The organism is Bacillus sp. SIMBA_026 (assembly GCF_046535335.1).
Lineage (GTDB): Bacteria > Bacillota > Bacilli > Bacillales > Bacillaceae > Bacillus > Bacillus velezensis.
The window spans coordinates 504,345-527,623 of the sequence record NZ_JAWRWX010000002.1 but is presented as its reverse complement, the minus strand read 5'-3'; the positions used below and the strand labels follow the sequence as shown (position 1 = coordinate 527,623).

General features: G+C 44.7%; 27 protein-coding genes. 26 read left to right on the top strand and 1 reads right to left on the bottom strand.

Going from position 1 to position 23,279, the window contains the following annotated elements:
* Positions 1-4: 4 nt before the first annotated feature.
* Positions 5-652, bottom strand: a complete 648-nt coding sequence (locus SB847_RS13435; RefSeq protein WP_007614107.1) for a YigZ family protein — start codon at positions 650-652, stop codon at positions 5-7.
* 222 nt (positions 653-874) lie between these two features.
* Here SB847_RS13435 and degS point away from each other — a divergent pair, with 222 nt between their 5' ends.
* From degS to ftsX, 26 genes are all read left to right on the top strand, one after another.
* Positions 875-2,038: a two-component sensor histidine kinase DegS gene (gene degS, locus SB847_RS13430; protein WP_007614106.1), complete on the top strand. Its 1,164-nt coding sequence runs from the start codon at positions 875-877 to the stop codon at positions 2,036-2,038.
* Between the two features lie 76 nt (positions 2,039-2,114).
* The gene (degU, locus tag SB847_RS13425) at positions 2,115-2,804 is read left to right on the top strand and encodes a two-component system response regulator DegU (RefSeq protein WP_003219701.1); all 690 of its coding nucleotides are present in this window, start codon (positions 2,115-2,117) and stop codon (positions 2,802-2,804) included.
* Between the two features lie 97 nt (positions 2,805-2,901).
* Complete coding sequence (locus tag SB847_RS13420; protein ID WP_410563786.1) at positions 2,902-3,750, top strand: DegV family protein; 849 nt, start codon at positions 2,902-2,904, stop codon at positions 3,748-3,750.
* A gap of 108 nt (positions 3,751-3,858) precedes the next feature.
* A complete protein-coding gene (locus tag SB847_RS13415; protein WP_410563783.1) occupies positions 3,859-5,244 on the top strand; it encodes an ATP-dependent helicase ComFA in 1,386 nt (461 codons plus the stop codon).
* A gap of 57 nt (positions 5,245-5,301) precedes the next feature.
* On the top strand, positions 5,302-5,586 hold the full coding sequence (gene comFB, locus SB847_RS13410; protein WP_003151389.1) for a late competence protein ComFB: 285 nt from the start codon (positions 5,302-5,304) through the stop codon (positions 5,584-5,586).
* Between the two features lie 5 nt (positions 5,587-5,591).
* Positions 5,592-6,281 carry a phosphoribosyltransferase family protein gene (locus tag SB847_RS13405; RefSeq protein WP_198161198.1) on the top strand — a complete coding sequence of 230 codons (690 nt, stop codon included), beginning with the start codon at positions 5,592-5,594 and terminating at the stop codon, positions 6,279-6,281.
* 73 nt (positions 6,282-6,354) lie between these two features.
* The gene (locus SB847_RS13400) at positions 6,355-6,774 is read left to right on the top strand and encodes a TIGR03826 family flagellar region protein (protein WP_012118571.1); all 420 of its coding nucleotides are present in this window, start codon (positions 6,355-6,357) and stop codon (positions 6,772-6,774) included.
* A 69-nt stretch (positions 6,775-6,843) separates the two neighbouring features.
* Positions 6,844-7,110: a flagellar biosynthesis anti-sigma factor FlgM gene (gene flgM, locus SB847_RS13395; protein ID WP_003151393.1), complete on the top strand. Its 267-nt coding sequence runs from the start codon at positions 6,844-6,846 to the stop codon at positions 7,108-7,110.
* Between the two features lie 14 nt (positions 7,111-7,124).
* The gene (locus SB847_RS13390) at positions 7,125-7,607 is read left to right on the top strand and encodes a flagellar protein FlgN (RefSeq protein WP_003151394.1); all 483 of its coding nucleotides are present in this window, start codon (positions 7,125-7,127) and stop codon (positions 7,605-7,607) included.
* A gap of 15 nt (positions 7,608-7,622) precedes the next feature.
* Positions 7,623-9,140, top strand: coding sequence for a flagellar hook-associated protein FlgK (flgK, locus tag SB847_RS13385; protein WP_044801917.1), 1,518 nt, complete (start codon positions 7,623-7,625; stop codon positions 9,138-9,140).
* 11 nt (positions 9,141-9,151) lie between these two features.
* Positions 9,152-10,069: a flagellar hook-associated protein FlgL gene (flgL, locus tag SB847_RS13380; RefSeq protein WP_007407477.1), complete on the top strand. Its 918-nt coding sequence runs from the start codon at positions 9,152-9,154 to the stop codon at positions 10,067-10,069.
* A gap of 90 nt (positions 10,070-10,159) precedes the next feature.
* On the top strand, positions 10,160-10,729 hold the full coding sequence (locus tag SB847_RS13375) for a DUF6470 family protein (RefSeq protein WP_410563772.1): 570 nt from the start codon (positions 10,160-10,162) through the stop codon (positions 10,727-10,729).
* 29 nt (positions 10,730-10,758) lie between these two features.
* The gene (gene fliW, locus SB847_RS13370) at positions 10,759-11,190 is read left to right on the top strand and encodes a flagellar assembly protein FliW (protein ID WP_007407475.1); all 432 of its coding nucleotides are present in this window, start codon (positions 10,759-10,761) and stop codon (positions 11,188-11,190) included.
* Positions 11,184-11,408, top strand: coding sequence for a carbon storage regulator CsrA (gene csrA, locus SB847_RS13365; protein ID WP_003151402.1), 225 nt, complete (start codon positions 11,184-11,186; stop codon positions 11,406-11,408). The genes fliW and csrA overlap by 7 nt, the downstream gene beginning before the upstream one ends.
* Before the next feature lie 143 nt (positions 11,409-11,551).
* Positions 11,552-12,538 (top strand): flagellin N-terminal helical domain-containing protein, encoded by a 987-nt coding sequence (locus SB847_RS13360; protein WP_007407474.1) that lies wholly within the window; start codon positions 11,552-11,554, stop codon positions 12,536-12,538.
* Between the two features lie 252 nt (positions 12,539-12,790).
* On the top strand, positions 12,791-14,311 hold the full coding sequence (locus SB847_RS13355) for a flagellar hook-associated protein 2 (protein WP_224181205.1): 1,521 nt from the start codon (positions 12,791-12,793) through the stop codon (positions 14,309-14,311).
* Positions 14,312-14,330: 19 nt separating this feature from the next.
* Complete coding sequence (gene fliS / locus SB847_RS13350; protein WP_410563767.1) at positions 14,331-14,732, top strand: flagellar export chaperone FliS; 402 nt, start codon at positions 14,331-14,333, stop codon at positions 14,730-14,732.
* A complete protein-coding gene (gene fliT / locus SB847_RS13345; RefSeq protein ID WP_007407472.1) occupies positions 14,732-15,076 on the top strand; it encodes a flagella biosynthesis regulatory protein FliT in 345 nt (114 codons plus the stop codon). Before fliS ends, fliT begins: the two co-directional genes overlap by 1 nt.
* 9 nt (positions 15,077-15,085) lie before the next feature.
* Positions 15,086-15,463, top strand: coding sequence for a DUF8042 domain-containing protein (locus tag SB847_RS13340; protein WP_013353772.1), 378 nt, complete (start codon positions 15,086-15,088; stop codon positions 15,461-15,463).
* A 194-nt stretch (positions 15,464-15,657) separates the two neighbouring features.
* Complete coding sequence (hpf, locus tag SB847_RS13335; protein ID WP_007407470.1) at positions 15,658-16,224, top strand: ribosome hibernation-promoting factor, HPF/YfiA family; 567 nt, start codon at positions 15,658-15,660, stop codon at positions 16,222-16,224.
* Between the two features lie 166 nt (positions 16,225-16,390).
* Positions 16,391-18,916 carry a preprotein translocase subunit SecA gene (secA, locus tag SB847_RS13330; protein WP_032876181.1) on the top strand — a complete coding sequence of 842 codons (2,526 nt, stop codon included), beginning with the start codon at positions 16,391-16,393 and terminating at the stop codon, positions 18,914-18,916.
* 74 nt (positions 18,917-18,990) lie between these two features.
* Positions 18,991-20,092 (top strand): peptide chain release factor 2 gene (prfB, locus tag SB847_RS13325; protein WP_096034905.1). Its coding sequence is split into 2 segments (ribosomal slippage): positions 18,991-19,062 and positions 19,064-20,092, totalling 1,101 coding nucleotides; the frame shifts between segments, so codons are not numbered across the junction.
* Between the two features lie 169 nt (positions 20,093-20,261).
* Positions 20,262-21,110: a YitT family protein gene (locus SB847_RS13320; protein WP_007614078.1), complete on the top strand. Its 849-nt coding sequence runs from the start codon at positions 20,262-20,264 to the stop codon at positions 21,108-21,110.
* Positions 21,111-21,145: 35 nt separating this feature from the next.
* Positions 21,146-21,487: a cytochrome c551 gene (cccB, locus tag SB847_RS13315; protein WP_007614074.1), complete on the top strand. Its 342-nt coding sequence runs from the start codon at positions 21,146-21,148 to the stop codon at positions 21,485-21,487.
* A 218-nt stretch (positions 21,488-21,705) separates the two neighbouring features.
* Positions 21,706-22,392 carry a cell division ATP-binding protein FtsE gene (gene ftsE / locus SB847_RS13310; RefSeq protein WP_007407465.1) on the top strand — a complete coding sequence of 229 codons (687 nt, stop codon included), beginning with the start codon at positions 21,706-21,708 and terminating at the stop codon, positions 22,390-22,392.
* On the top strand, positions 22,385-23,275 hold the full coding sequence (gene ftsX, locus SB847_RS13305; RefSeq protein WP_007407464.1) for a permease-like cell division protein FtsX: 891 nt from the start codon (positions 22,385-22,387) through the stop codon (positions 23,273-23,275). Before ftsE ends, ftsX begins: the two co-directional genes overlap by 8 nt.
* The last annotated feature ends 4 nt before the right edge of the window (positions 23,276-23,279 follow it).

The window sequence follows — 23,279 nt, the reverse complement described above, 5'->3', positions numbered from 1 at the left end:
TACATTAGTCTCCTTTAGGGCTGACGTCTGTTTCTAAATACGTCAGTTCTCCCTCTGTATTCTTACTCTTGCCGTTCGTCAGTTCTGTCATCCATTTTATAAACTCGTCTTTGTCTTTTTCTTCAACGTACGTTTCAAATTCGACATGATCCGCATAATGGATATCTTTCAGTAAAAAAACTGATTCTCTCAGTTCGTTCTCTATCTTGCCGAGCCACGTATAATCCGCTGATGTATGCATAATCCGCATCAGCTTCCGCTCCGTAACCCCTATATGATTTAAGCCTTCAGACACTGACTTCCCATATGCACGAATCAATCCGCCTGCACCGAGCTTTATTCCGCCGAAATACCGGGTAACCACCGCGCAGGTATCTTTCAGACCGCGTTTTTTCAGCACTTCCAGCATGGGGACGCCGGCTGTGCCGCTTGGTTCTCCGTCATCATTCGCCTTTTGTATATGGTCGGTTTCGCCGATCAGATAAGCTGAGCAGTTATGAGTTGCATTCCAGTGCTGTTTTTTTATCTTTTGTATAAATTCCTGCGCTTCCTCTTCAGAAGCAGCACGGCTCAGGTGACAGATAAAACGCGATTTTTCAATCACAATCTCATGTTCACCCGTTTCTTTAACTGTTAAATAGCTGTGCAGCATGATTGCTGGACCCTCCTGACAAGCATTAAAAGACTTGTTTCTACAAATTCGAACAGACTTTAGAATTTTTGCGCATATTTTGGTATCATGAAAGAGTAAGATACTATATAAAAATGTTTTTTTCTAGAATATACGCATTCTTTCATTATAATTCGACATAAATTGCAGTTCAATTACATTTATAATAAAAATACATAACAACACCGTTACGGAGGGAGACAGATGAATAAATCGAAGATGGACTCCAAAGTTTTGGATTCTATACTTATGAAAATGCTGAAAACCGTGGACGGGAGCAAGGACGAGGTTTTTCAAATCGGAGAGCAGTCGCGCCAGCAATATGAGCAGCTGGTTGAAGAACTCAAACAGATCAAACAGCAGGTGTACGAAGTCATTGAGCTGGGCGACAAACTTGAAGTTCATACGCGGCACGCACGAAACCGCTTGTCTGAAGTAAGCAGAAATTTCCATAAGTTCAGCGAAGAAGAAATTCGCAACGCCTATGAAAAGGCGCACAAACTTCAAGTGGAACTGACGATGATCCAGCAGCGTGAAAAGCAGCTGCGGGAGCGCAGAGATGATTTAGAACGCCGGCTTTTGGGGCTTCAGGAAATCATTGAACGGTCAGAATCATTAGTCAGCCAAATAACCGTCGTTCTGAATTACCTGAATCAAGACCTTCGCCAAGTAGGGCTTCTTCTTGCCGATGCGCAGGCTAAACAAGATTTCGGTTTAAGAATCATTGAAGCCCAAGAGGAAGAAAGAAAAAGAGTTTCCAGAGAAATTCATGACGGTCCCGCGCAAATGCTGGCAAATGTCATGATGAGATCGGAATTAATTGAACGGATCTTCCGCGACCGCGGCACGGAGGACGGATTTCAGGAAATCAGAAATCTACGGCAGAATGTGCGGAATGCCCTTTACGAAGTCAGAAGGATTATATATGATTTAAGACCGATGGCATTGGACGATCTCGGGCTGATTCCGACACTGAGAAAATATCTTTATACAACTGAAGAATATAACGGAAAGGTGAAAATACATTTTCAGTGCATCGGAGACACGGAGAACCAAAGGCTTGCCCCGCAATTTGAAGTGGCGCTTTTCCGTCTCGCTCAGGAAGCCGTCACAAATGCACTCAAGCATTCAGAATCAGAGGAAATTACAGTAAAAGTGGAAATAACCGCTGATTTTGTCGTTCTCATCATTAAGGACAATGGAAAAGGCTTTGATATTAAGGATGCTAAACAAAAGAAAAACAAGTCATTCGGCTTGCTGGGAATGAAAGAAAGAGTAGATCTGCTTGAAGGAACGATAACGATAGACTCTAAAATAGGTCTTGGGACATTTATCATGATTAAGGTTCCGTTATCTCTCGGCCTATAATTTGTTAAATAGAGCCAAAAGACATATTGACCGAACAGCGGCGTATATAGAACAATAGGATAAGGAGGCGTAGCGTGTGACTAAAGTAAATATTGTTATTATCGACGACCATCAACTATTCCGTGAGGGTGTAAAAAGAATATTGGATTTTGAACCTACCTTTGAAGTGGTAGCAGAAGGTGACGATGGAGATGAGGCGGCTCGAATCGTCGAGCATTATCATCCCGATGTTGTCATAATGGACATTAATATGCCGAATGTAAATGGTGTAGAGGCTACTAAACAGCTTGTTGAGCTGTACCCTGAATCTAAGGTGATTATCCTCTCCATCCATGATGATGAAAACTATGTGACTCATGCTTTAAAAACAGGTGCAAGAGGCTATCTCCTGAAAGAGATGGACGCAGATACTTTAATCGAAGCAGTGAAAGTGGTAGCCGAGGGCGGTTCTTACCTTCACCCGAAAGTAACCCACAATCTTGTCAACGAATTCCGCCGTCTTGCGACAAGCGGAGTTTCTGCTCATCCTCAGCATGAGGTTTACCCGGAAATCCGGAGACCATTACATATATTAACGAGACGGGAATGTGAAGTGCTGCAAATGCTTGCAGACGGAAAAAGCAACCGCGGAATCGGTGAATCATTGTTTATCAGTGAGAAAACAGTGAAAAATCACGTGAGTAATATTTTGCAGAAAATGAACGTTAATGACCGGACACAAGCCGTTGTCGTGGCCATTAAAAACGGCTGGGTAGAGATGCGTTAGTCATGTGTGAGAAGACTTGCCTGTTATGGCAAGTCTTTTTTTACAGCTGCATATCTATTAAAATACTTATTAAGTACTTAATAAGGCAGGTAAAGTGATGAAGATTGCAGTTGTAACAGACAGTACAGCATATATTCCGAAAGAGATGAGAGAAGAACATCATATTCATATGATCCCTCTCCAAGTGGTTTTCGGTGAAAAAACATTCCGCGAAGAAACAGAACTCGACTGGAGAAGTTTTTATAAAGAAGTAAAAAATCATGATGAGCTGCCGACTACGTCTCAGCCTTCTTTCGGTGAATTAATCGCATTGTACGAAGAACTGGGCAAAACATATGATGCAGTCATAAGCATACATTTGTCCAGCGGAATCAGCGGAACATATAACAGCGCCGCCTCGGCAAACACTATGATTGATCATATTAAAGTTTATCCCTTTGATTCAGAGATCAGCTGTTTGGCACAAGGTTTTTATGCATTAAAGGCAGCACAGCTCATTAAAGACGGTGTTGACTCACCGGAAGAGATTATAAAAGAGCTGGAAGAAATGAAAAAAACAGTCCGTGCGTATTTTATGGTGGACGATTTATCACACCTCCAGCGGGGCGGGCGTCTAAGCAGTGCTCAGGCTTTTATCGGCGGTCTGTTAAAGGTAAAGCCTATTCTTCATTTTGACAATAAGGTAATTGTTCCTTTTGAGAAGATTCGGACACGCAAAAAAGCGATTTCGAGAATTTTTGAGCTGTTTGGGGAAGATGCAAGTAAAGGAATCCCGATGCGGGCCGCTGTCATCCATGCAAACAGGGAAGAAGAAGCGGCGGATATTATACAGGAGTTAAGCGGTAAGTATCCTCATGTCGAATTCTATAACAGCTATTTCGGTGCCGTGATCGGAACCCATTTGGGCGAAGGTGCCATCGGAATCGGCTGGTGCTTTAAAAACTAAGTGAAAATCTCCGTTTTCAAGGGCGGAGATTTTTTTATTTTTTAATTTTGGCAATTCGACAAGTGGGTTCCCGACAAGGCATACTTTGAGCAGAAAGGAGGCAGGGAGATGTCCGAAGGTGCTTCAGAATTTTCAGAGGTGCGGGATTTCTTTTACGGCCGGCATTTATTGAGATCTGAGATACCGTTTTCAGATCAGCGCATCAACGGTTTTATAGAAAAAGAGTATATAACGGCCGAGCCGTCAATCATCCGCCGGAAAAATCGTTACGTCTGCCAACGATGCGGTCAGTCTGATCAAGCCTGCTTTGCGGCATTTTGGGCGTCCTCTGCCAAAAGGCAGATTACCTATTGCCGTGCCTGTGTCATGATGGGAAGGGCTGATGAACTGACATCATTATATTCTTGGAATCAAGCCTCTGAAAACAGCTGGGAGCCTGTAAAGCTTTCTTGGGAAGGAACACTGACAGACGGACAGAAGCGGGCGGCCGCCGCGCTTACAGATGCGATAAAAGAGAGACAAGAGCTTTTAGTATGGGCGGTTTGCGGATCGGGGAAAACAGAGATGCTGTTTCCGGGTATCGAGTTTGCGCTGAATCACGGTTTGCGCGTCTGTGTCGCGACTCCGCGTACAGATGTCGTACTTGAACTGCTGCCGAGACTGAAAAAAGCATTTGAGAAAGTCGACGTTTCTGCTTTGTACGGCGGCAGCGAGGACAAAGGCCGCTTGACTCCGCTGATGATTTCAACCGCTCACCAGCTGATGCGCTACCGAGACATTTTTGATGTCATGATAATAGATGAAGTAGATGCGTTTCCTTTTTCAGCCGATGAGACATTAAGATTCGCTGTTGATAAAGCGAGGAAGAAAAACAGCGCCCTTGTTTATGTAACGGCAACTCCTTCAGACACATTAAAAAAGAAGGCTGAAGCCGGTTTGCTGAAAAGCGTCCGCATACCGGCCAGATATCATCGGCAACCCCTCCCGGAGCCGCGTTTTTTGTGGTGCGGCAATTGGAAGAAGAAGCTTCAGAAAGGAAAACTGCCGCGCTCTGTAACGGATTGGGTTTGCCGAAAACTTCAATCACAGCTGCCTGTTTTCTTATTCGTTCCGTCTGTACACGTATTGAAAAAGACAACGGATTATTTTCAGAAATTAAACATACGGGCAGAAGGCGTACATGCGGAAGACACATTCAGAAAGGATAAAGTGAAACGGTTCAGAGACGGCCGGCTTGACCTGCTGGTAACGACTACGATTTTAGAAAGAGGGGTTACCGTGCCCAAAGTTCAGACATGTGTCCTCGGAGCAGAAGCACCTATCTTTACTGAGAGCGCGCTCGTACAGATCGCGGGCAGAACGGGAAGGCATTATAAACATTTCAGCGGTGATGTCGTCATGTTTCATTTCGGAATTACAAACGAAATGAAAAAAGCAAAAAAACATATTGAACATATGAACAAATTGGCACAAAAAAGTAAATTGTTGGACTAGTTAATTTCAGAAAACGTGATACAGTATACTCATACTTTCCTATGAGGAGCTGTCAGCATGCTTGTCAATTCTAAAGAAATCATATTAAAGGAACTTCTCGACCGCCATATGCCTAAGCTTCATATGAAATGCACATGCCGGGTATGCAAAAATGATGTACTGGCACTTTCACTAAACCGGGCTGAACCGGCATATGTTACAGATAAAAAGAAAGTTGCTTATGCAAAAGCAGAGATAGTTGATAAACAGAAAAATACGGCGCTGCTTGTCATTCTGGCTGAATCAGCGGCGATTGTTTCGGTTAATCCAAGCGAGTTCTGTGAAACTCGGGAAGGAGCGTAATATCTCTGAATTGTTTATTGTGTGACTCACCAATTTCAAGTTCATTGACTTGGAGATCTCTGTTTTCTCTGGCGCCCGAGCAAGAGGTATGCAGCATATGCAGCAGCCAATTCGAAAAAATTGAAGGCCCCGTATGCAGTATATGCGGGAGGCCTCAGGAGTCAAATGAAAAATGCGCTGATTGTGCGGCCCGGGAATCAAAAACGGAAAAGCGCTTTTTGCTGCGGCAAAACCGTTCGGTATATTTGTATAATGATGCGATGAAGGACTCATTGGCCCGGTTTAAATTCAGGGGTGATGCGAAAATCATTCAAGCATTTGAACGTGACTTTGCTGCCGGCTTTAAAGCGGCATATCCATCAAATACACATACTCTCATCCCTATTCCGCTGAGCGGCGAACGGCTGGCGGAACGCGGATTCAATCAATCCGAGCTGCTGGCCTCTCTGCTCGGAATGCCCGTCATTTCCCCCCTCATCCGACTGAACAACGAAAAACAATCCAAAAAGAGCAAAACAGACAGGCTGTCTGCAGAAAAAAAGTTTTCAGCAGCCGAAAACTCCGCTGAAGGTATGAACGTCATCTTAATAGACGATATTTATACGACGGGCGCCACACTTCACCAAGCCGCCGAAGTCCTGCTGACAGCGGGTAAAGCGTCATCGGTCTCCTCTTTTACTTTAATCAGGAGCTAAATCATTCTTTTTTTCTGCCGATATAATTGATAGAAATATAAGGCAGATTAAAGAAGGAATAGGAGTTAATACGATGGGTGAATTGGCGAATTGTCCAAAATGCAATGCTTTATTTTTTAAAACGAACCTGCAGACCGTGTGCCAGGCATGTATTAAAGAAGAAGAAAAAGCATTTGAAACCGTCTATAAATTTTTGAGAAAGCAGATCAACAGACAGTCGACGATGCAGCAGATCACTGAGGAAACAGGTGTGGATGAAGAGCTGATCCTCAAGTTTATCAAACAAAAAAGGATTCAGATCAGCCAGCTTCCAAATTTGGCATATCCTTGCGAAAGGTGCGGAAATCCAATCAGGACGGGGAAATTTTGCAAGTCCTGTCAGACAGATATTGAGTCGCAATTAGACCATATGAACCAAAAAACAGCCGCTGAATTCGAAGAGAAAAACAGTACAAAAGACACATACTATGCCTATAATACCAAAAACACCTGATTCCCTAAACTAACTGATAACGCAGTCGATAAAAGAATTAGACTGCGAACAGAAAGCGAGAGGAATCCTATGAAAATCAATCAGTACGGAACACAATCCGTTAATCCATACCAAAAAAATTACGAAAAGCAAGCCGTACAAAAAGAGGCTGCAAAGCCGAAGGACAAAGTGGAAATTTCTTCTCATGCAAAAGAGCTTCAAAATGCGTCAGATGCGGTCACTAAAACACGTCAGGAAAAAATCGCTCAGCTTAAAGCGGATATAGAGAGCGGAACATATAAAATAGATTCAAACAGCATCGCTGAAAACATAGTGAATTTCTATAAAAAGCAATAAAAAGGAGAAAGCCAATGTCAGCAAAGCCAATTATTGATCAACTGAAGCGACTTTGCGCACTGCATGAACATCTGCTCACGCTGTCTGAGGAGAAAACGGAAGCGCTGAAAGCAGGTAAAACAAAAGAGCTCTCCAACATATTGACCAAAGAGCAAAAGTATATTCAGGCAATCGGGCAGACTGAGGAAGAACGAATCAGGTTAACTTCTCAGTTTCTCAGCCGCGGTGAGGACAATACAATTGCTGCATGCATCTCCAGAACTTCAGGCAGTGAAAAACAGGAGCTTGAAGGGTTATTTCACTCTTTGTCTGCGCTTCTTGACCGTCTGAAAGAAGTGAATGAGATGAACAAACAGCTCACGATTCAGGCTTTACAATTCATCTCCGGGGCATTTGATATGATCATGCCGGGTGAAAAAGAGAATATGAATTATAAAGAGCCGCAAGCGGCGCGCAAGCCTGTCAGCCGTTTGACATTATTCGATTCAAAAGCTTAGAACGGAGGATTTTTAATGCCATCGACTTTTATGGGGCTCGAAACAGCAAGGCGTGCATTGAGTGCGCAGCAGACTGCATTGAGCACAGTTTCAAATAACGTTGCAAATGCAAATACAGAAGGATATACGAGGCAGCGCGTCACATTACAATCGACGAGCCCTTATCCCGCAGTATCAAAAAACAGTGATCTGACGGCCGGGCAAATCGGAACAGGAGTAAAAGCCGGTTCAGTTGAGCGCGTCAGAGACAGTTTTTTAGACTATCAGTACAGAACTGAAAATACAAAATTAGGGTACTATACAGCCCGTTCCAATTCACTGTCGCAAATGGAAGGCGTCATGAAAGAGCTTGACGATAATGGATTAAACGGATCGCTCAGTTCGTTTTGGAATGCCCTTCAGGATCTGGCGACGAATCCGGAAAATACGGGAGCGCGCTCAGTTTTGCAGGAGCAGGGGAAATCTCTTGCCGAAAGTTTTAACTATATATCTACCTCTTTGACTAACATTCAGGGTGATATTAAAAAGAACCTGGATAACACAGCGGATCAGGTCAATTCCATTCTCAATCAGTTGAATGACCTTAACAATCAAATTGCGGCAGTTGAGCCGAGCGGTATGCTCCCTAATGATTTGTATGACCAAAGAGACAGATTGATTGATCAATTATCTTCTATGGCAAATATTAAAGTTTCATATAATAAGTCGGGCGGACATGCCTTGGCGACTGCTGAGGGCACGGTTAACGTCGAATTGCTGAACGGAAACAACAATTCTCTCGGTACGCTGCTCGACGGTAACACAAAAACAGTTTCAGAAATGAAAATAAACTACGACAAGGACAGCGGCCTCGTGTCGAGTGTGTCAGTCGGCAGCAGTACGGTCAATGCGGATGCATTTACCGGAAAAGGCTCACTTTTAGGTCTTATTGAATCATACGGCTATATGTCAAACGGAGAAGAAAAAGGTCTTTATCCTGAAATGCTGACCGCTCTTGACAATATGGCGCTATCCTTTGCTGACGCGTTTAATGCAGTTCATGAAAAAGGGAAGACCTATACAGGTGAACAGGGCGCAGCATTTTTTGATTTCAGCGGTGGTGAAGCGGTGCCTGCAAAAGGTGCGGCAGCGAAAATAAAAGTCAGTGACAAAATTCTTGCGTCTACTGATAATATCGCAGCGTCGTTAAACGGAGAAAAAAGTGACGGCACAAACGCGACAAATCTTGCAGCCGTACAGAACAGCAAGCTGACTATTAACGGTGAAACCACTACAATTAATGACTTTTATGAATCCCTTATCGGAAAGCTGGGCGTTAATTCACAAAAAGCGGCCAATCTTATGAACAACTCTGAAAGCAACACCCTTTCAGCCGATGAACGGAGACAATCAATCAGTGCAGTGTCTTTAGATGAAGAAATGACAAATATGATTCAGTTTCAGCACGCTTATAATGCGGCTGCGCGGATTATAACGATGCAAGATGAAATATTCGATAAAATTATTAACGGTATGGGCACCGGAGGAAGATAGGAGATAAGTAAATGAGAGTAACTCAAGGGATGATCGCAAAAAATTCTCTTAGATTTATCGGCTCAAGTTATGACAAGCTCGATCGGCTTCAGCAGCAAGTGTCTACGGGGAAAAAAATCACGAAAGCTTCTGATGATCCGGTCGTTGCAATGAAGGGAATGCAGTACCGTACTCAGCTTGCGCAGGTAAACCAGTATCAGCGGAATGTTTCGCAAGGCTTTACATGGCTGGAAAACTCGGAATCAAGCGTAAACTCGGAAACGGATATTATGGGGAAAATCCGGGACTTGATGGTTCAGGCGAAAAGTGATTCGAACGGTGAAACAGAATTGAAAGCAATCGGTACAGAAATCGGCCAGCTGAAAAAGCAGCTCGTTTCTGTCGCGAATACTCAGGTAAACGGACGTTATCTGTTTAACGGAACAAATTCAGATGTCCCGCCGATCACTGAAAATGCCGACGGCACATATACGTACAACTATGAGAATTATACAGGTGCTTCGGATGTTAACATCAACATCTCGAACGGAGCAGTGCTGAAAGTGAATTCTGATCCAAACTCAGCTTTCGGAGGCGTCGCACAAAATGGAGATAATGTTTTTGAATTTCTAAACTCCCTAGAAGCTTCTTTAAGCAAAGGCACGCTGTCCGAAGCAGATTCAGATCAAATTCTGTCAGATATTGACGGTTTTACTGATAAAATGAATGCTGAAAAATCCAATATCGGCGCACGCACAAACCGGTTGGAACTCATTCAGACGAGATTGGAATCACAAGCGGCAACCGCTGAAAAAGTATTGTCGGATAATGAAGATGTAGAAATGGAAGATGTGATTGTTGATTATTTATCTCAGCAGACGGTCCATAGAGCAGCGCTGTCAGTGAATGCGAATATCATTCAGCCGTCACTGATCGACTTCCTGAAATAATAGAACTGATCGTCTTCAATATATAAAAAAGCGACTCACACCAGGGAGATCGCTTTTTTTACTAAAATACTATAAACAGGAGGGGTCTCTGTGCAGATGCCGAGATTGATTATTGACAGTGTGCCTGCTAAAATCGGTATAACCTTTCAAAAGGAAGAAATCGAGATGGAACAGCCGCCCGCTGACCTGGAAATCGAGCAGCCGCCGGCAGAGCTGAACATAGAAAGCACGCCGGCCAAACTGACGATTGACCAGACGAGGGCGTGGGAGAACTTGAATCTCAAATCATTTGAAAAGCTGAACGCTGAAGCCGCTCAGAAAGGTGCGGAAGCCTGCAGCGAGTTTATTGCAAAAACAGTCAGGGAAGGGAAGGAAATGGCGGCTATCGAAAAGAAAACGGGCAATGTGATGGCCCGGCAGGCAGCAGATGTCAGACCGCCCGATCCATTCGGCGAATTCAGCGACTTTCTGCCTGCGCAGTTACTCGTCGACATTGACTGCATTCCTTCAAAGCTTACGATTGATATTGAAGCCCGCAAACCTTCAATTGAAGCAGCCGTCAATAAACCTGTATGGAATTATACGCCGGGGAAAGTTCAGATTGATATGATGCAAGACCCTAAGGTGACGATTTCGGTTGACGATGGCAACGCAGAATAAAAGATGAAAGTGGTAAAGGATTGTGAAGCATGATAATTAAAACAAAATATCACGGAGAAATCAGAATAGATGAAGGGCAGATTATCTCATTTGAAAACGGCCTGCCGGGATTTAATGACGAGACTCAATTTGTTGTTCTTCCTTTGTCGGAAGATTCACCGTTTTTGGCGCTGCAGTCTGTCAAACAGGAGCACATCGCTTTTATTGTCGCCAGTCCGTTTATTTTCTTTAAAGGGTACGAATTTGACATTGACCATGCGACGCTTGAACTTTTGCATATTGAAGATATAGAGGACGTCGAAGTGATGGCGATTTTAACGCTGGAAGAGCCTTTTGAAAACACGACCGCCAATTTAAAAGCGCCGATTATCGTCAATAAAAAGGAAATGAAGGCGAAACAAATCATTTTACATGATGCTTCCTATGAAACAAAACATCTGATAGGAGGAGGATCATGCTAGTTCTCTCAAGAAAAGTGAATGAGTCCATTCAGATCGGGCCGGATATTGAAATAAAGGTGATCGCTATCGAAGGAGAACAAGTGAAGCTGGGAATTGAAGCGCCTCAGCACGTAGATATTCACAGGAAAGAAATCTACTTGTCGATCCTGGAAGAGAACAACAGAGCTGTATCTTTTAATACTGATTTATTACTTAACTTATCCTCACAAAAAAAGTGAGGATTTTTTTATTTTCAATATAAACAATGGAAGCGGCCGTCCGATATATATATTGTAGCCAATGAGAGGAAAAATTTTCTTCAGAATGACGCTGCGCAAATGCACAAGGACGTGCGAAAAACAATTCAGGGAGGAAATACAAAATGAGAATCAACCACAATATCGCGGCTCTTAACACTAGCCGTCAGCTGAATGCAGGTTCAAACTCTGCTGCAAAAAACATGGAAAAATTATCTTCAGGTCTTCGCATCAACCGCGCTGGTGATGACGCTGCGGGTCTTGCGATCTCTGAAAAAATGCGTTCCCAAATCCGCGGTTTAGACATGGCGTCTAAAAACGCTCAAGACGGAATCTCTCTTATCCAAACATCTGAGGGTGCATTGAACGAAACTCACAGCATTCTTCAGCGTATGAGCGAGCTTGCTACACAAGCGGCAAACGATACAAACACTGATTCTGACCGTTCTGAGCTTCAAAAAGAGATGGACCAATTAGCTTCTGAAGTAACAAGAATCTCTACTGACACTGAGTTCAACACGAAAAAACTTCTTGACGGAACTGCGCAAAACCTTACGTTCCAAATCGGAGCTAACGAAGGCCAAACAATGAGCCTGTCTATCAATAAAATGGACTCTGAAAGCCTGAAAGTTGGTACGACTTATACTGTATCTGGTGATCAAAATACACTTACAGCAACTGATGGAAGCACTGCTACTTGGGCGGATGCAGACGATGCTACAAACAAACCAGCTGGTTATTACGATGCTGGCGGTAAAGTTATTGCATCTGAAAAATTAGCTGCAGATTCTAAAGTAACAAAAGGTATCGACATCTCATCTTCAGCTAAAGCTGCGTCTTCAGCTCTTACAACAATCAAAACAGCTATTGACACAGTATCAAGCGAGCGCGCTAAACTTGGTGCGGTTCAAAACCGTTTAGAGCATACAATCAACAACCTTGGTACTTCTTCTGAGAACCTGACTTCTGCTGAATCACGTATCCGTGACGTAGACATGGCTTCTGAGATGATGGAGTACACGAAAAACAACATCCTTACTCAGGCTTCTCAAGCTATGCTTGCGCAAGCTAACCAACAACCTCAGCAAGTTCTTCAATTGCTTAAAGGTTAATGACGGAAAGATCCTGGTTCTCTCCAGGGTCTTTTTTTTATTTCTTCAGCTATCTCCCCCTTCAGCAAGCCAAAGAACCCTATTGACAAAATGAAACATTATATTTTGCAGTTAAATTATTGAAAACCTTTTAATATGACCGATATAAGAATAAGATCATACATTTATGGAGCTGTGAGATGATAAACAGTCGGAAACTCACTGTTGTCATAGAGCCGTATACGACTAAACGCCGAAAAGGAGAGGGTACATATGGTCACAAGAATCACAGGCCTTAATTCCGGTCTTGATGTAGATTCTCTGGTGAAAAAAATGATGGATGCCGAAAAGCAGCCGCTTAATAAATTAAATCAGCAAAAGCAGACGCTTGAATGGAAGCGCGATGCTTATCGGGAAGTGAATACCCAGATTGCCGACATGTATTCTACGACATTTAATAATATGCTGATGTCCACAAACTGGAATAAAAAAACAGTAACAAGTTCGGATTCCAGTGTCAGCGCGGCGGCTGTCAGTGCTGAGCAGAATATTTCAACGAGTATGTCTGTACAGCAGCTGGCTACGCCGACGACTTATAAATCATCCGGCGCCATTAATTTCACTTCGGGTCAGAGCCAAACATTGAAATTCAATGTCACAAATCCGGGTGAAACGAAGCCGACTGAGGTAAACGTCACGATCGCCGCAACCGATACGATTGACGATGTCATTTCCAAACTGAACAGCTCGGGTCTCGGAGTGACGGCTTTAAAAGAGAAAATCTCCAACGGCACGGATTATGTGGATACGATTGCGTTCACTTCCAATAAAACGGGGGAAGGATTTACCCTTGCCGCAGGTGATGACGCAACCAAAAGCTTTCTGAAAGATCAGCTCGGTTTTGCCGTTGATGATGCAACAAATGAACTGACGGCCAATGCCGAAGGGAAAAACGCGAAGTTTACGTTCAACGGGCTTGAAATGACAAAAACGTCAAATAACTTTACGATCAACGGCATCAAATACACGCTGAACAGCGTGACGGACAGCAATAAAACGGTTACGATTAACAGCACGACTGATACGGACGGCATTTTTGACAACATTAAAGATTTCGTTGATAAATACAATACGTTAATTAAAAGTGCAAACGAGAAGGTAACAGAATCAAAATACCGCGATTATAAGCCGCTAACTGATGAACAAAGAGAAGCGATGACCGATAAGCAGATTGAGCAGTGGGAGGCAAAGGCTAAAAGCGGGTTATTACGGAGCGACAGCACGCTGCAGAACGGTTTGGCTGAGATGCGGCTTGATCTGTACTCAACGGTTACGATTGACGGGAAAAAATATCAGCTTGCCGATTTCGGAATTGAGACGTCTGATAGTTATACGGATCAAGGAAAGCTTGTCATTAAAGACGAAGCGAAACTGAAACAGAAAATTACCGAGAATCCTGCTCTCGTGGCTAAACTGTTTAATGCAGACAGTCCTGATACAGCGAAAACCAAAAACCCGGAGGAGCAGGGGATTGCCCGGAGATTAAAAGACACATTAAACAAAATGCAGACTCAAATTTCAAAACAGGCGGGTACGGAAAGCTCGGTATCATCCAGCTTTGCCATCGGAAAAAGCCTGAATGAAATAGAAACAAATATTTCCAATATGAAAACGAAGCTGGATGACATCGAATCGAGATATTATAAAAAGTTCAGCGCACTGGATACGGCATTGGAGAAATTGAACAGCCAATCTTCATATCTCACGTCAATGTTAGGATCTTCAACATCATAACCTTGGAGGTTTTATAAAAATGGCAATAAATAATCCTTTTGCTGCTTATCAGCAGACATCCGTCTTTACAGCCGCTCCGGAAGAGCTGACCCTTATGCTTTATAACGGCTGTCTGCGATTCATTAAGCTGGCAAGGCAGGCGATGAAGCAAAACAACCTTGAAGCCAAAAATGAAAATATCGTAAAGGCGCAAAACATCATTCAAGAGCTCAGCATCACGTTAAACCGGGAGATTGAGATTTCCGAGCAGATGTCATCCATTTATGATTACATCCGCCGCCGGCTGATCGACGCGAACGTGCAGAATAACGGAGAATTTTTAGATGAAGCGGAAAAGCTCGTGACTGAATTTCGCGACACGTGGAAGCAGGCCATGCAGAGTGAACGGAAAAACAGCCACGGCACGGGCGGCCTTGCCTGATGAACAGCAATGTCTTTTCTTTGTATAACGAAACGAAGAACATGTACGCCGCACTGAAGGACGCCCCGGAAAGCGACGGTCTCATCAGCAGCGTTACGGCATTTACGGAGAAAAGGGAGGAGATGCTTGCGGGCATAAAGCCGCCTTTTTCCGAAGAAGAAAAAACGCTGCTTCAGCAGGTGGCCGCGATGGACCGCCTGATTACCGGCGAAGTAAAACGGATTCAGGATGGTATCCGAAATGAAATAAAAACGCTTAAGAAAAAACGAATCTACCATAATACGTATTTCAATCCGTATCATCAAACGACAAGTGACGGCCGTTATTACGACAAACGCAAATAGGTGAGTGTTTTGAGAAGTTTGAACGATTACCATTTGGTGTCAGCCTATTACCAGCTTCTTTTTACGATTGATGAGGGGCTTTGCTACCTGTTGGACACGCAGGATGATTTTTTTAAGACGGAGGGCGAGCGGATTTACAACGATTTGATTCAGGCTTTTTTTCATCTCGATTCCTCTCATGCGCTTCTGCTGTCTATCGTTGAGTGCCGATGCGTGGAGACGGCGATCCGCTCATTTGACGAGATCTTTCAGGATTTCAGCATGTTAAATGATTATGATTTCCCGTCCGCCCCTTTTCAGGAGTTTTTAAAAACCATCTTTCTGCCGCATTATAAGCTATGGATGGAGCAGACGCACGACTGCATCAAACCGTATGTTCTTCACTAGACCTGCTGCAAGCGGCAGGTCTTTTGCCTGCGTCTTCCGCATATACTTATAATCCTGCAGGAAGCTGCCGGATAAAACCGACACCATTCGTCATCGTTCACCGAATTTACACATTATTTTAACGTTTCAGCAGGGATCAGAAGGGGTAAAAGAGAAATAGTTACATATCCTTAGATAAAGGGAGGCGTTCTTTGATGAACTACAATATCAGAGGAGAAAACATTGAGGTTACACCTGCGTTAAAGGATCATGTGGAGAGAAAAATCGGCAAGCTGGAACGATATTTCGAGCAGAGCGTCAATGCCGATGTGAACGTCAACTTAAAATTCTATAACGATAAGGAATCCAAAGTTGAAGTCACCATTCCGATGACTGATCTGGCGCTTCGTTCCGAAGTGCATAACGAGGATATGTACAATGCAATTGATCTCGCAACAAACAAGCTGGAACGTCAAATCCGAAAGCACAAAACAAAAGTCAACCGAAAATTCCGCGACCAGGGTCTTCCGAAACATTATTTCGAGAACGGCAGCGCTGCTGATACGGGCGTAGCGGTTCAGGACGAAATTGAAGATGACAGCCCGGAAATTGTCCGTCAAAAGCGTTTTAATTTAAAACCGATGGATAATGAAGAAGCGATTCTCCAAATGAATATGCTCGGACATAATTTCTTCGTATTCACCAACGCGGAGACGAATCTCACAAATGTCGTTTACCGCAGAAATGACGGCAAATACGGATTAATTGAACCGACTGAATAAACCCATCCAGCCTTCCGTGAACGCGCGGAAGGTTTTTCTCTATCTTTACCTGCAAATTCTTTGGAAATAGCAAAAGGTATGTTATGATAATGAGAGGTATACATGGACAGAAAATTATCATTTATTCCATGCAAAATCTGCATGTGAACATAGAGGAGCGTTATAGATGCTTGGGATTTTAAATAAAATGTTTGATCCGACCAAACGTGCGCTGAACAAATACGAAAAAATAGCAAATGACATTGATGCCGTAAGAGGAGATTATGAAAATCTCTCTGACGAGGCGCTTAAACATAAAACGGCAGAATTTAAAGAGCGGCTTGAAAAAGGAGAAACGACGGATGACCTTCTTGTCGAAGCGTTTGCCGTCGTTCGTGAAGCTTCCCGCCGCGTAACCGGCATGTTCCCGTTTAAAGTGCAGCTGATGGGGGGCATCGCCCTTCATGAGGGGAACATCTCCGAAATGAAAACAGGGGAAGGGAAAACGCTGACGTCCACGCTTCCCGTGTATTTAAATGCGTTGACAGGAAAAGGCGTTCACGTCGTAACGGTCAACGAATATCTGGCGAGCCGTGATGCCCAGCAAATGGGAGAAATTTTTGCGTTTCTCGGGCTTACAGTCGGCCTGAACCTGAATTCGATGTCAAAAGACGAAAAACGCGAAGCTTACGCAGCCGATATCACGTATTCAACGAACAATGAACTCGGCTTTGATTATTTGCGTGACAACATGGTGCTTTATAAAGAACAGATGGTGCAGCGCCCGCTTCATTTTGCCGTTATTGATGAAGTCGATTCAATTTTAGTCGATGAAGCGAGAACGCCATTGATTATTTCCGGACAAGCTCAGAAGTCCACAAAACTGTACGTGCAGGCAAATGCGTTTGTCCGCACACTCAAGAAAGATCAGGATTATACGTATGACGTCAAAACGAAAGGCGTTCAGCTGACGGAAGAAGGAATGACGAAGGCTGAAAAAACGTTCGGCATCGACAACCTGTTTGATGTCAAAAACGTGGCCTTGAACCACCATATCAACCAGGCTTTAAAAGCCCATGCGGCGATGCAGAAAGACGTGGATTATGTTGTTGAGGACGGCCAGGTCGTCATCGTTGATTCCTTCACCGGCCGTCTGATGAAAGGACGCCGCTACAGCGAAGGTCTTCACCAGGCTATTGAGGCGAAAGAAGGCCTGGAGATTCAAAATGAAAGCATGACATTGGCGACGATTACGTTCCAAAACTATTTCCGTATGTACGAAAAGCTGGCCGGTATGACCGGTACCGCAAAAACGGAAGAGGAAGAATTCCGAAATATTTATAACATGCAGGTTGTATCCATCCCGACCAACCAGCCGGTCATCCGTGACGACCGTCCGGACTTGATCTACCGCTCAATGGAAGGGAAATTCAAGGCGGTGGCGGAGGATGTCGCCCAGCGCTACATGACCGGACAGCCGGTTCTTGTCGGTACGGTTGCCGTTGAAACGTCTGAATTGATTTCTAAACTTCTGAAAAACAAAGGGATTCCGCATCAGGTGCTGAATGCCAAAAACCATGAACGTGAAGCTCAGATTATTGAAGAAGCGGGACAAAAAGGCGCTGTCACGATTGCGACCAACATGGCGGGACGCGGAACCGACATTAAACTCGGCGAAGGCGTAAAAGAGCTTGGCGGTCTCGCAGTCGTCGGTACGGAACGCCACGAATCCCGCCGGATTGACAATCAGCTCCGCGGACGTTCAGGACGTCAGGGAGACCCGGGCATCACACAATTTTATCTTTCAATGGAAGATGAATTGATGCGCCGTTTCGGAGCTGAACGGACGATGGCGATGCTTGACCGGTTCGGTATGGATGACTCCACGCCGATTCAGAGCAAAATGGTGTCACGCGCCGTGGAATCATCTCAAAAACGTGTCGAAGGAAACAACTTTGATTCACGTAAACAGCTTCTTCAATATGACGACGTGCTCCGTCAGCAGCGCGAAGTCATTTACAAGCAGCGTTTTGAAGTCATTGACTCTGACAACCTGCGTGACATTGTTGAAGGCATGATCAAGTCTTCTCTGGAACGTGCGATTGCCGCTTATACGCCGAAAGAGGAGCTTCCGGAAGAATGGAATCTTGACGGCCTCGTGGAGCTGGTGAATACAACGTATCTTGATGAAGGCGCTCTTGAAAAGAGCGATATCTTCGGAAAAGAACCGGATGAGATGCATGAGATGATCATGGACCGCATCATGACGAAATATAATGACAAAGAAGAGAATTTCGGCGAAGAGCAGATGCGTGAATTTGAAAAAGTCATCGTATTGCGTGCCGTTGATTCAAAATGGATGGATCATATTGATGCGATGGATCAGCTGCGTCAAGGGATTCACCTCCGCGCTTATGCGCAGACAAATCCGCTGCGTGAATATCAGATGGAAGGTTTCGCAATGTTTGAGCACATGATTGAGTCCATTGAGGACGAAGTTGCGAAATTCGTCATGAAGGCCGAGATTGAAAGCAATCTGGAACGCGAAGAAGTTGTTCAGGGCCAAACGACGGCTCATCAGCCGCAGGACGGCGATGAGGCCAAACAAGCGAAAAAAGCGCCGGTGCGAAAAGTCGTAGATATCGGACGCAACGCGCCTTGTCATTGCGGAAGCGGAAAAAAATATAAAAATTGCTGCGGCCGGACAGAATAGTCTCGACTGTATGAAGCGAACATGACCGGGTCTGCGTCTTATGGCGCCCCGGATCTTTTAATGAGGTGAATGGAATGGAATTATCAGAAATCAGGGCAGAGCTCGAAAATATGGCTTCTCGTTTAGCGGACTTCAGGGGGTCTCTTTGACCTCGAATCAAAGGAAGCCCGCATTGCAGAATTAGATGAAAAGATGGCGGAACCGGAATTCTGGAATGATCAGCAGAAGGCCCAAACCGTCATCAACGAAGCGAACGGTCTGAAAGAATACGTGAACTCCTACCATCAGCTGAGCGAGTCTCACGAAGAGCTGCAAATGACACATGATCTTTTAAAAGAAGAACCTGACCAGGACCTTCAGCAAGAGCTTGAGAAAGAGCTGAAGTCATTAACGAAGGAATTGAATGAATTTGAGCTTCAGCTGCTGCTCAGTGAACCATATGACAAAAACAACGCGATTTTAGAACTTCACCCGGGCGCCGGCGGTACGGAATCTCAGGATTGGGGTTCCATGCTGCTCAGAATGTATACCCGCTGGGCGGAAAGACGCGGTTTCAAAGTTGAAACGCTTGATTATCTCCCGGGAGATGAAGCAGGAATTAAGTCTGTCACACTGCTTATTAAAGGTCACAATGCATATGGCTATTTAAAAGCGGAAAAAGGCGTACACCGTCTTGTGCGGATTTCTCCATTTGATTCATCAGGCCGCCGCCACACGTCATTCGTGTCATGTGAAGTCATGCCTGAATTCAATGAAGAAATCGACATTGATATTCGTACCGAAGATATTAAAGTTGATACGTACCGGGCGAGCGGTGCCGGCGGACAGCACGTCAATACGACTGATTCAGCCGTTCGGATCACCCACCTGCCGACAAATGTAGTCGTCACGTGCCAGACGGAACGTTCACAAATCAAAAACCGCGACCGGGCGATGAAAATGCTCAAAGCGAAGCTGTATCAGCGCAGAATTGAAGAACAGCAGGCGGAGCTTGACGAAATCCGCGGCGAACAGAAAGAAATCGGCTGGGGCAGCCAAATCCGCTCGTACGTCTTCCATCCGTACTCCATGGTGAAAGATCACCGTACCAATACGGAAATGGGGAACGTGCAGGCGGTTATGGACGGAGATATCGATATCTTCATTGACGCCTATTTACGTTCTAAACTGTCGTAATCCGGGAACACACCTGCCTTTGGCAAGGTGTGTTTTTTACTTCGTTCTCTTTTTCTATTTTTCACAACAGCGCTTTAGCAAATTAATACGGTATTTGGCTGTTATTTACTTCTAAGCCGGGAAGACTTAAAATGCTATCGAGAGAAAATCGGAGAACGGAGGATTTTGCATGGATGTGAATCACAATAAGCCGCTCCGTCTGATCAAAGATTATATATACATCATGATCGGCGCGGCGATTACGGGGGTCGTGTTTAACGTATTTTTGCTGCCGAACCGTATAGCAGCGGGGGGAGTAAGCGGGATCAGCACCATTTTAGAAACGTTTGGTTTTGAACCGGCTTACGTGCAGTGGATTATTAACATCCCTTTGTTTATCGCCGGAGTGATCATTCTCGGCGGGAAGTTCGGAATGAAGACACTGGTCGGTTCCATCGTTCTGCCGCTCGCTGTCTATTTAACAAGAGATCTGCCTGCCGCGACGACCCATGAACTGCTGGCGGCGATTTTCGGAGGCGTCGGGATCGGAACGGGAATCGGCATCGTGTATCTCGGCAAAGGCTCCACGGGGGGAACGGCTCTGGCGGGGCAGATCATTCACAAATACACGGGGCTTTCGCTGGGAACGTGCCTTGCCATCATGGACGGATTAATTGTGCTGAGCGCGATGCTCGTATTCGGAGTGGAGCAGGGATTGTATGCGATGCTCGGGGTATTTATTTCAAGCAAAACGATTGATGTCGTGCAGGTCGGGTTCAACCGCTCCAAAATGGCTTTAATCATTACGCAGCATGAAGAAGCCGTCAGGTCGGCTGTGTTTAAAGAAATCGACAGGGGTGTGACGAAGATTTCCGCAGTCGGCGGGTATACGGAACATGACCGTCCGATCTTAATGTGTGTCGTCGGCCAGACCGAATTCACAAAACTGAAACAAATCGTCAAACAGATTGATGAGTCAGCCTTTGTCATTGTCGCAGACGCAAGCGAGGTGCTCGGCGAGGGTTTCAAACGCGCGTAAACGGGGTTATAATAGCGAAGGGGTGCATCTTACATATGAAATCAAAATGGGCGCTGCTTGCGCTGGTTCTGACCATGTCCGTCCTGCTGGCGGCATGCGGCGGTTCCAATGAATCGAAAAAAGAAAGCTCTGACAGCTCAGGCGGGTCAAAAGCATCTGCGTCAGCAGGAGAAGAGCTTTATCAGCAAAGCTGTATCGGCTGCCACGGAAAAGACTTAGAAGGCGGCGGAGGTCCGAATTTACAGGAAGTCGGCGGGAAGTATGATGAAGCTAAAATTGAAAGCATCATTAAAAACGGACGCGGCAATATGCCGAGCCATCTTGTAAATGATAAGGAAGCCGCTGAGATCGCAAAATGGCTGTCACAGAAAAAATAACAGAAAAACCTTGCCTGTTATAGGGGCAAGGTTTTTTCACGGCCTGGGAATGAAAAGAAACTGTAATAGTAATATGTCTAAATTTGACGTATAATGAAGTGTACTGAGGAAAAGGAACTTTCAGATTTTTCATCTGTTTCCTGGTAAATCGGCCATAAACCGCTGTACGTTTGCGAACTCTATGGCTGCAAGACATAATTAAAAGATTAGGTGATTTCATGATAGAGATGAAAGAAGTATATAAATCCTATCCGAACGGTGTAAAAGCGATTAACGGGCTGTCAGTCATGATTCATCCCGGAGAATTTGTATATGTCGTTGGACCGAGCGGGGCCGGTAAATCTACTTTTATTAAAATGATTTACAGAGAAGAAAAGCCGACAAAAGGACAAATATTGATTAATCATAAAGATCTCGCGTCTGTGAAAGAAAAAGAGATTCCTTTCGTGCGGCGCAAAATAGGTGTTGTTTTCCAAGATTTCAAACTTCTTCCGAAATTGACGGTATTTGAAAACGTCGCGTTTGCACTTGAGGTTATCGGAGAGCAGCAGTCAGTCATTAAAAAACGCGTGCTCGAAGTGCTCGATCTTGTGCAGCTGAAGCATAAAGCGCGGCAGTTTCCCGACCAGCTTTCCGGAGGAGAACAGCAGCGTGTTTCCATCGCAAGATCCATCGTCAACAATCCTGACGTCGTGATAGCTGACGAACCGACGGGCAACCTTGACCCGGTAACATCATGGGAAGTCATGAAGACACTGGAAGAGATTAACAACCGCGGAACGACCGTCGTGATGGCGACACACAATAAAGAAATAGTAAACACCATGAAGAAACGGGTCATCGCGATCGAAGACGGAATTATTGTGCGTGATGAGTCAAGAGGGGAGTATGGTTCTTATGATTAAAATTCTCGGGCGCCATTTGCGTGAGAGTTTTAAATCTCTCGGAAGAAACACATGGATGACATTTGCATCTATCAGCGCCGTTACCGTTACATTGATTTTGGTCGGCGTGTTTTTAGTCATTATGCTGAATTTAAACAACATGGCTAAAAATGCTGAAAAAGAAGTGGAAATTAAAGTATTAATCGATCTGACGTCGAATAAGAAAACGCAGGATACGCTGCAGAATGAGATTAAAGACATCTCGGGAATCCAAAGCGTAGAGTTTTCATCTAAAGATAAAGAGCTTGATCAATTGGTCAAAAGCTTCGGCGACAGCGGAAAGGCCATGAAAATGCAAGATCAGGAAAACCCGCTGAACAACGCGTTTATCGTCAAAACGACAGATCCGCATGATACGCCGAAAGTCGCGAAAAAAATTGAGAAGCTGGATCATGTGTATAAAGTGACATACGGGAAAGAAGAAGTCAGCCGTCTGTTTAAGATCGTCGGGGTGTCACGCAACATCGGGATCGCGTTAATCATCGGCCTTCTGTTCACGGCGATGTTCTTAATTTCAAATACGATTAAAATCACGATTTTCGCCAGAAGAAAAGAGATTGAAATCATGAAGCTTGTCGGCGCGACAAACTGGTTTATCCGCTGGCCGTTCTTCCTGGAAGGGCTGCTGCTGGGGGTATTCGGTTCTATCATACCGATCGCTCTCGTGCTGAGTACGTACCAGTCGATGGTCGCTTGGGTGGCCCCGAAAGTTCAGGGATCATTTGTTTCACTTCTGCCGTACAGTCCGTTTGTATTCCAAGTATCACTTGTGCTCATTCTGATCGGCGCGGTTATCGGAGTATGGGGAAGTCTGACTTCCATCCGGAAATTCCTTCGTGTATAAATAC

What these genes read in the sequence shown, in the direction of transcription:
- flgK (WP_044801917.1), top strand. Translation starts at nt 7,623, where the DNA reads ATGCCATCGACTTTTATGGGGCTCGAAACAGCAAGGCGTGCATTGAGT.
- hpf (WP_007407470.1), top strand. Translation starts at nt 15,658, where the DNA reads ATGAACTACAATATCAGAGGAGAAAACATTGAGGTTACACCTGCGTTA.
- SB847_RS13415 (WP_410563783.1), top strand. Translation starts at nt 3,859, where the DNA reads ATGTCCGAAGGTGCTTCAGAATTTTCAGAGGTGCGGGATTTCTTTTAC.
- SB847_RS13390 (WP_003151394.1), top strand. Translation starts at nt 7,125, where the DNA reads ATGTCAGCAAAGCCAATTATTGATCAACTGAAGCGACTTTGCGCACTG.
- flgL (WP_007407477.1), top strand. Translation starts at nt 9,152, where the DNA reads ATGAGAGTAACTCAAGGGATGATCGCAAAAAATTCTCTTAGATTTATC.
- cccB (WP_007614074.1), top strand. Translation starts at nt 21,146, where the DNA reads ATGAAATCAAAATGGGCGCTGCTTGCGCTGGTTCTGACCATGTCCGTC.
- comFB (WP_003151389.1), top strand. Translation starts at nt 5,302, where the DNA reads ATGCTTGTCAATTCTAAAGAAATCATATTAAAGGAACTTCTCGACCGC.
- fliT (WP_007407472.1), top strand. Translation starts at nt 14,732, where the DNA reads ATGAACAGCAATGTCTTTTCTTTGTATAACGAAACGAAGAACATGTAC.
- SB847_RS13435 (WP_007614107.1), bottom strand. Translation starts at nt 652, where the DNA reads ATGCTGCACAGCTATTTAACAGTTAAAGAAACGGGTGAACATGAGATT.
- secA (WP_032876181.1), top strand. Translation starts at nt 16,391, where the DNA reads ATGCTTGGGATTTTAAATAAAATGTTTGATCCGACCAAACGTGCGCTG.
- SB847_RS13400 (WP_012118571.1), top strand. Translation starts at nt 6,355, where the DNA reads ATGGGTGAATTGGCGAATTGTCCAAAATGCAATGCTTTATTTTTTAAA.
- SB847_RS13355 (WP_224181205.1), top strand. Translation starts at nt 12,791, where the DNA reads ATGGTCACAAGAATCACAGGCCTTAATTCCGGTCTTGATGTAGATTCT.
- fliW (WP_007407475.1), top strand. Translation starts at nt 10,759, where the DNA reads ATGATAATTAAAACAAAATATCACGGAGAAATCAGAATAGATGAAGGG.
- SB847_RS13360 (WP_007407474.1), top strand. Translation starts at nt 11,552, where the DNA reads ATGAGAATCAACCACAATATCGCGGCTCTTAACACTAGCCGTCAGCTG.
- fliS (WP_410563767.1), top strand. Translation starts at nt 14,331, where the DNA reads ATGGCAATAAATAATCCTTTTGCTGCTTATCAGCAGACATCCGTCTTT.
- SB847_RS13320 (WP_007614078.1), top strand. Translation starts at nt 20,262, where the DNA reads ATGGATGTGAATCACAATAAGCCGCTCCGTCTGATCAAAGATTATATA.
- csrA (WP_003151402.1), top strand. Translation starts at nt 11,184, where the DNA reads ATGCTAGTTCTCTCAAGAAAAGTGAATGAGTCCATTCAGATCGGGCCG.
- degS (WP_007614106.1), top strand. Translation starts at nt 875, where the DNA reads ATGAATAAATCGAAGATGGACTCCAAAGTTTTGGATTCTATACTTATG.
- SB847_RS13420 (WP_410563786.1), top strand. Translation starts at nt 2,902, where the DNA reads ATGAAGATTGCAGTTGTAACAGACAGTACAGCATATATTCCGAAAGAG.
- ftsE (WP_007407465.1), top strand. Translation starts at nt 21,706, where the DNA reads ATGATAGAGATGAAAGAAGTATATAAATCCTATCCGAACGGTGTAAAA.
- ftsX (WP_007407464.1), top strand. Translation starts at nt 22,385, where the DNA reads ATGATTAAAATTCTCGGGCGCCATTTGCGTGAGAGTTTTAAATCTCTC.
- flgM (WP_003151393.1), top strand. Translation starts at nt 6,844, where the DNA reads ATGAAAATCAATCAGTACGGAACACAATCCGTTAATCCATACCAAAAA.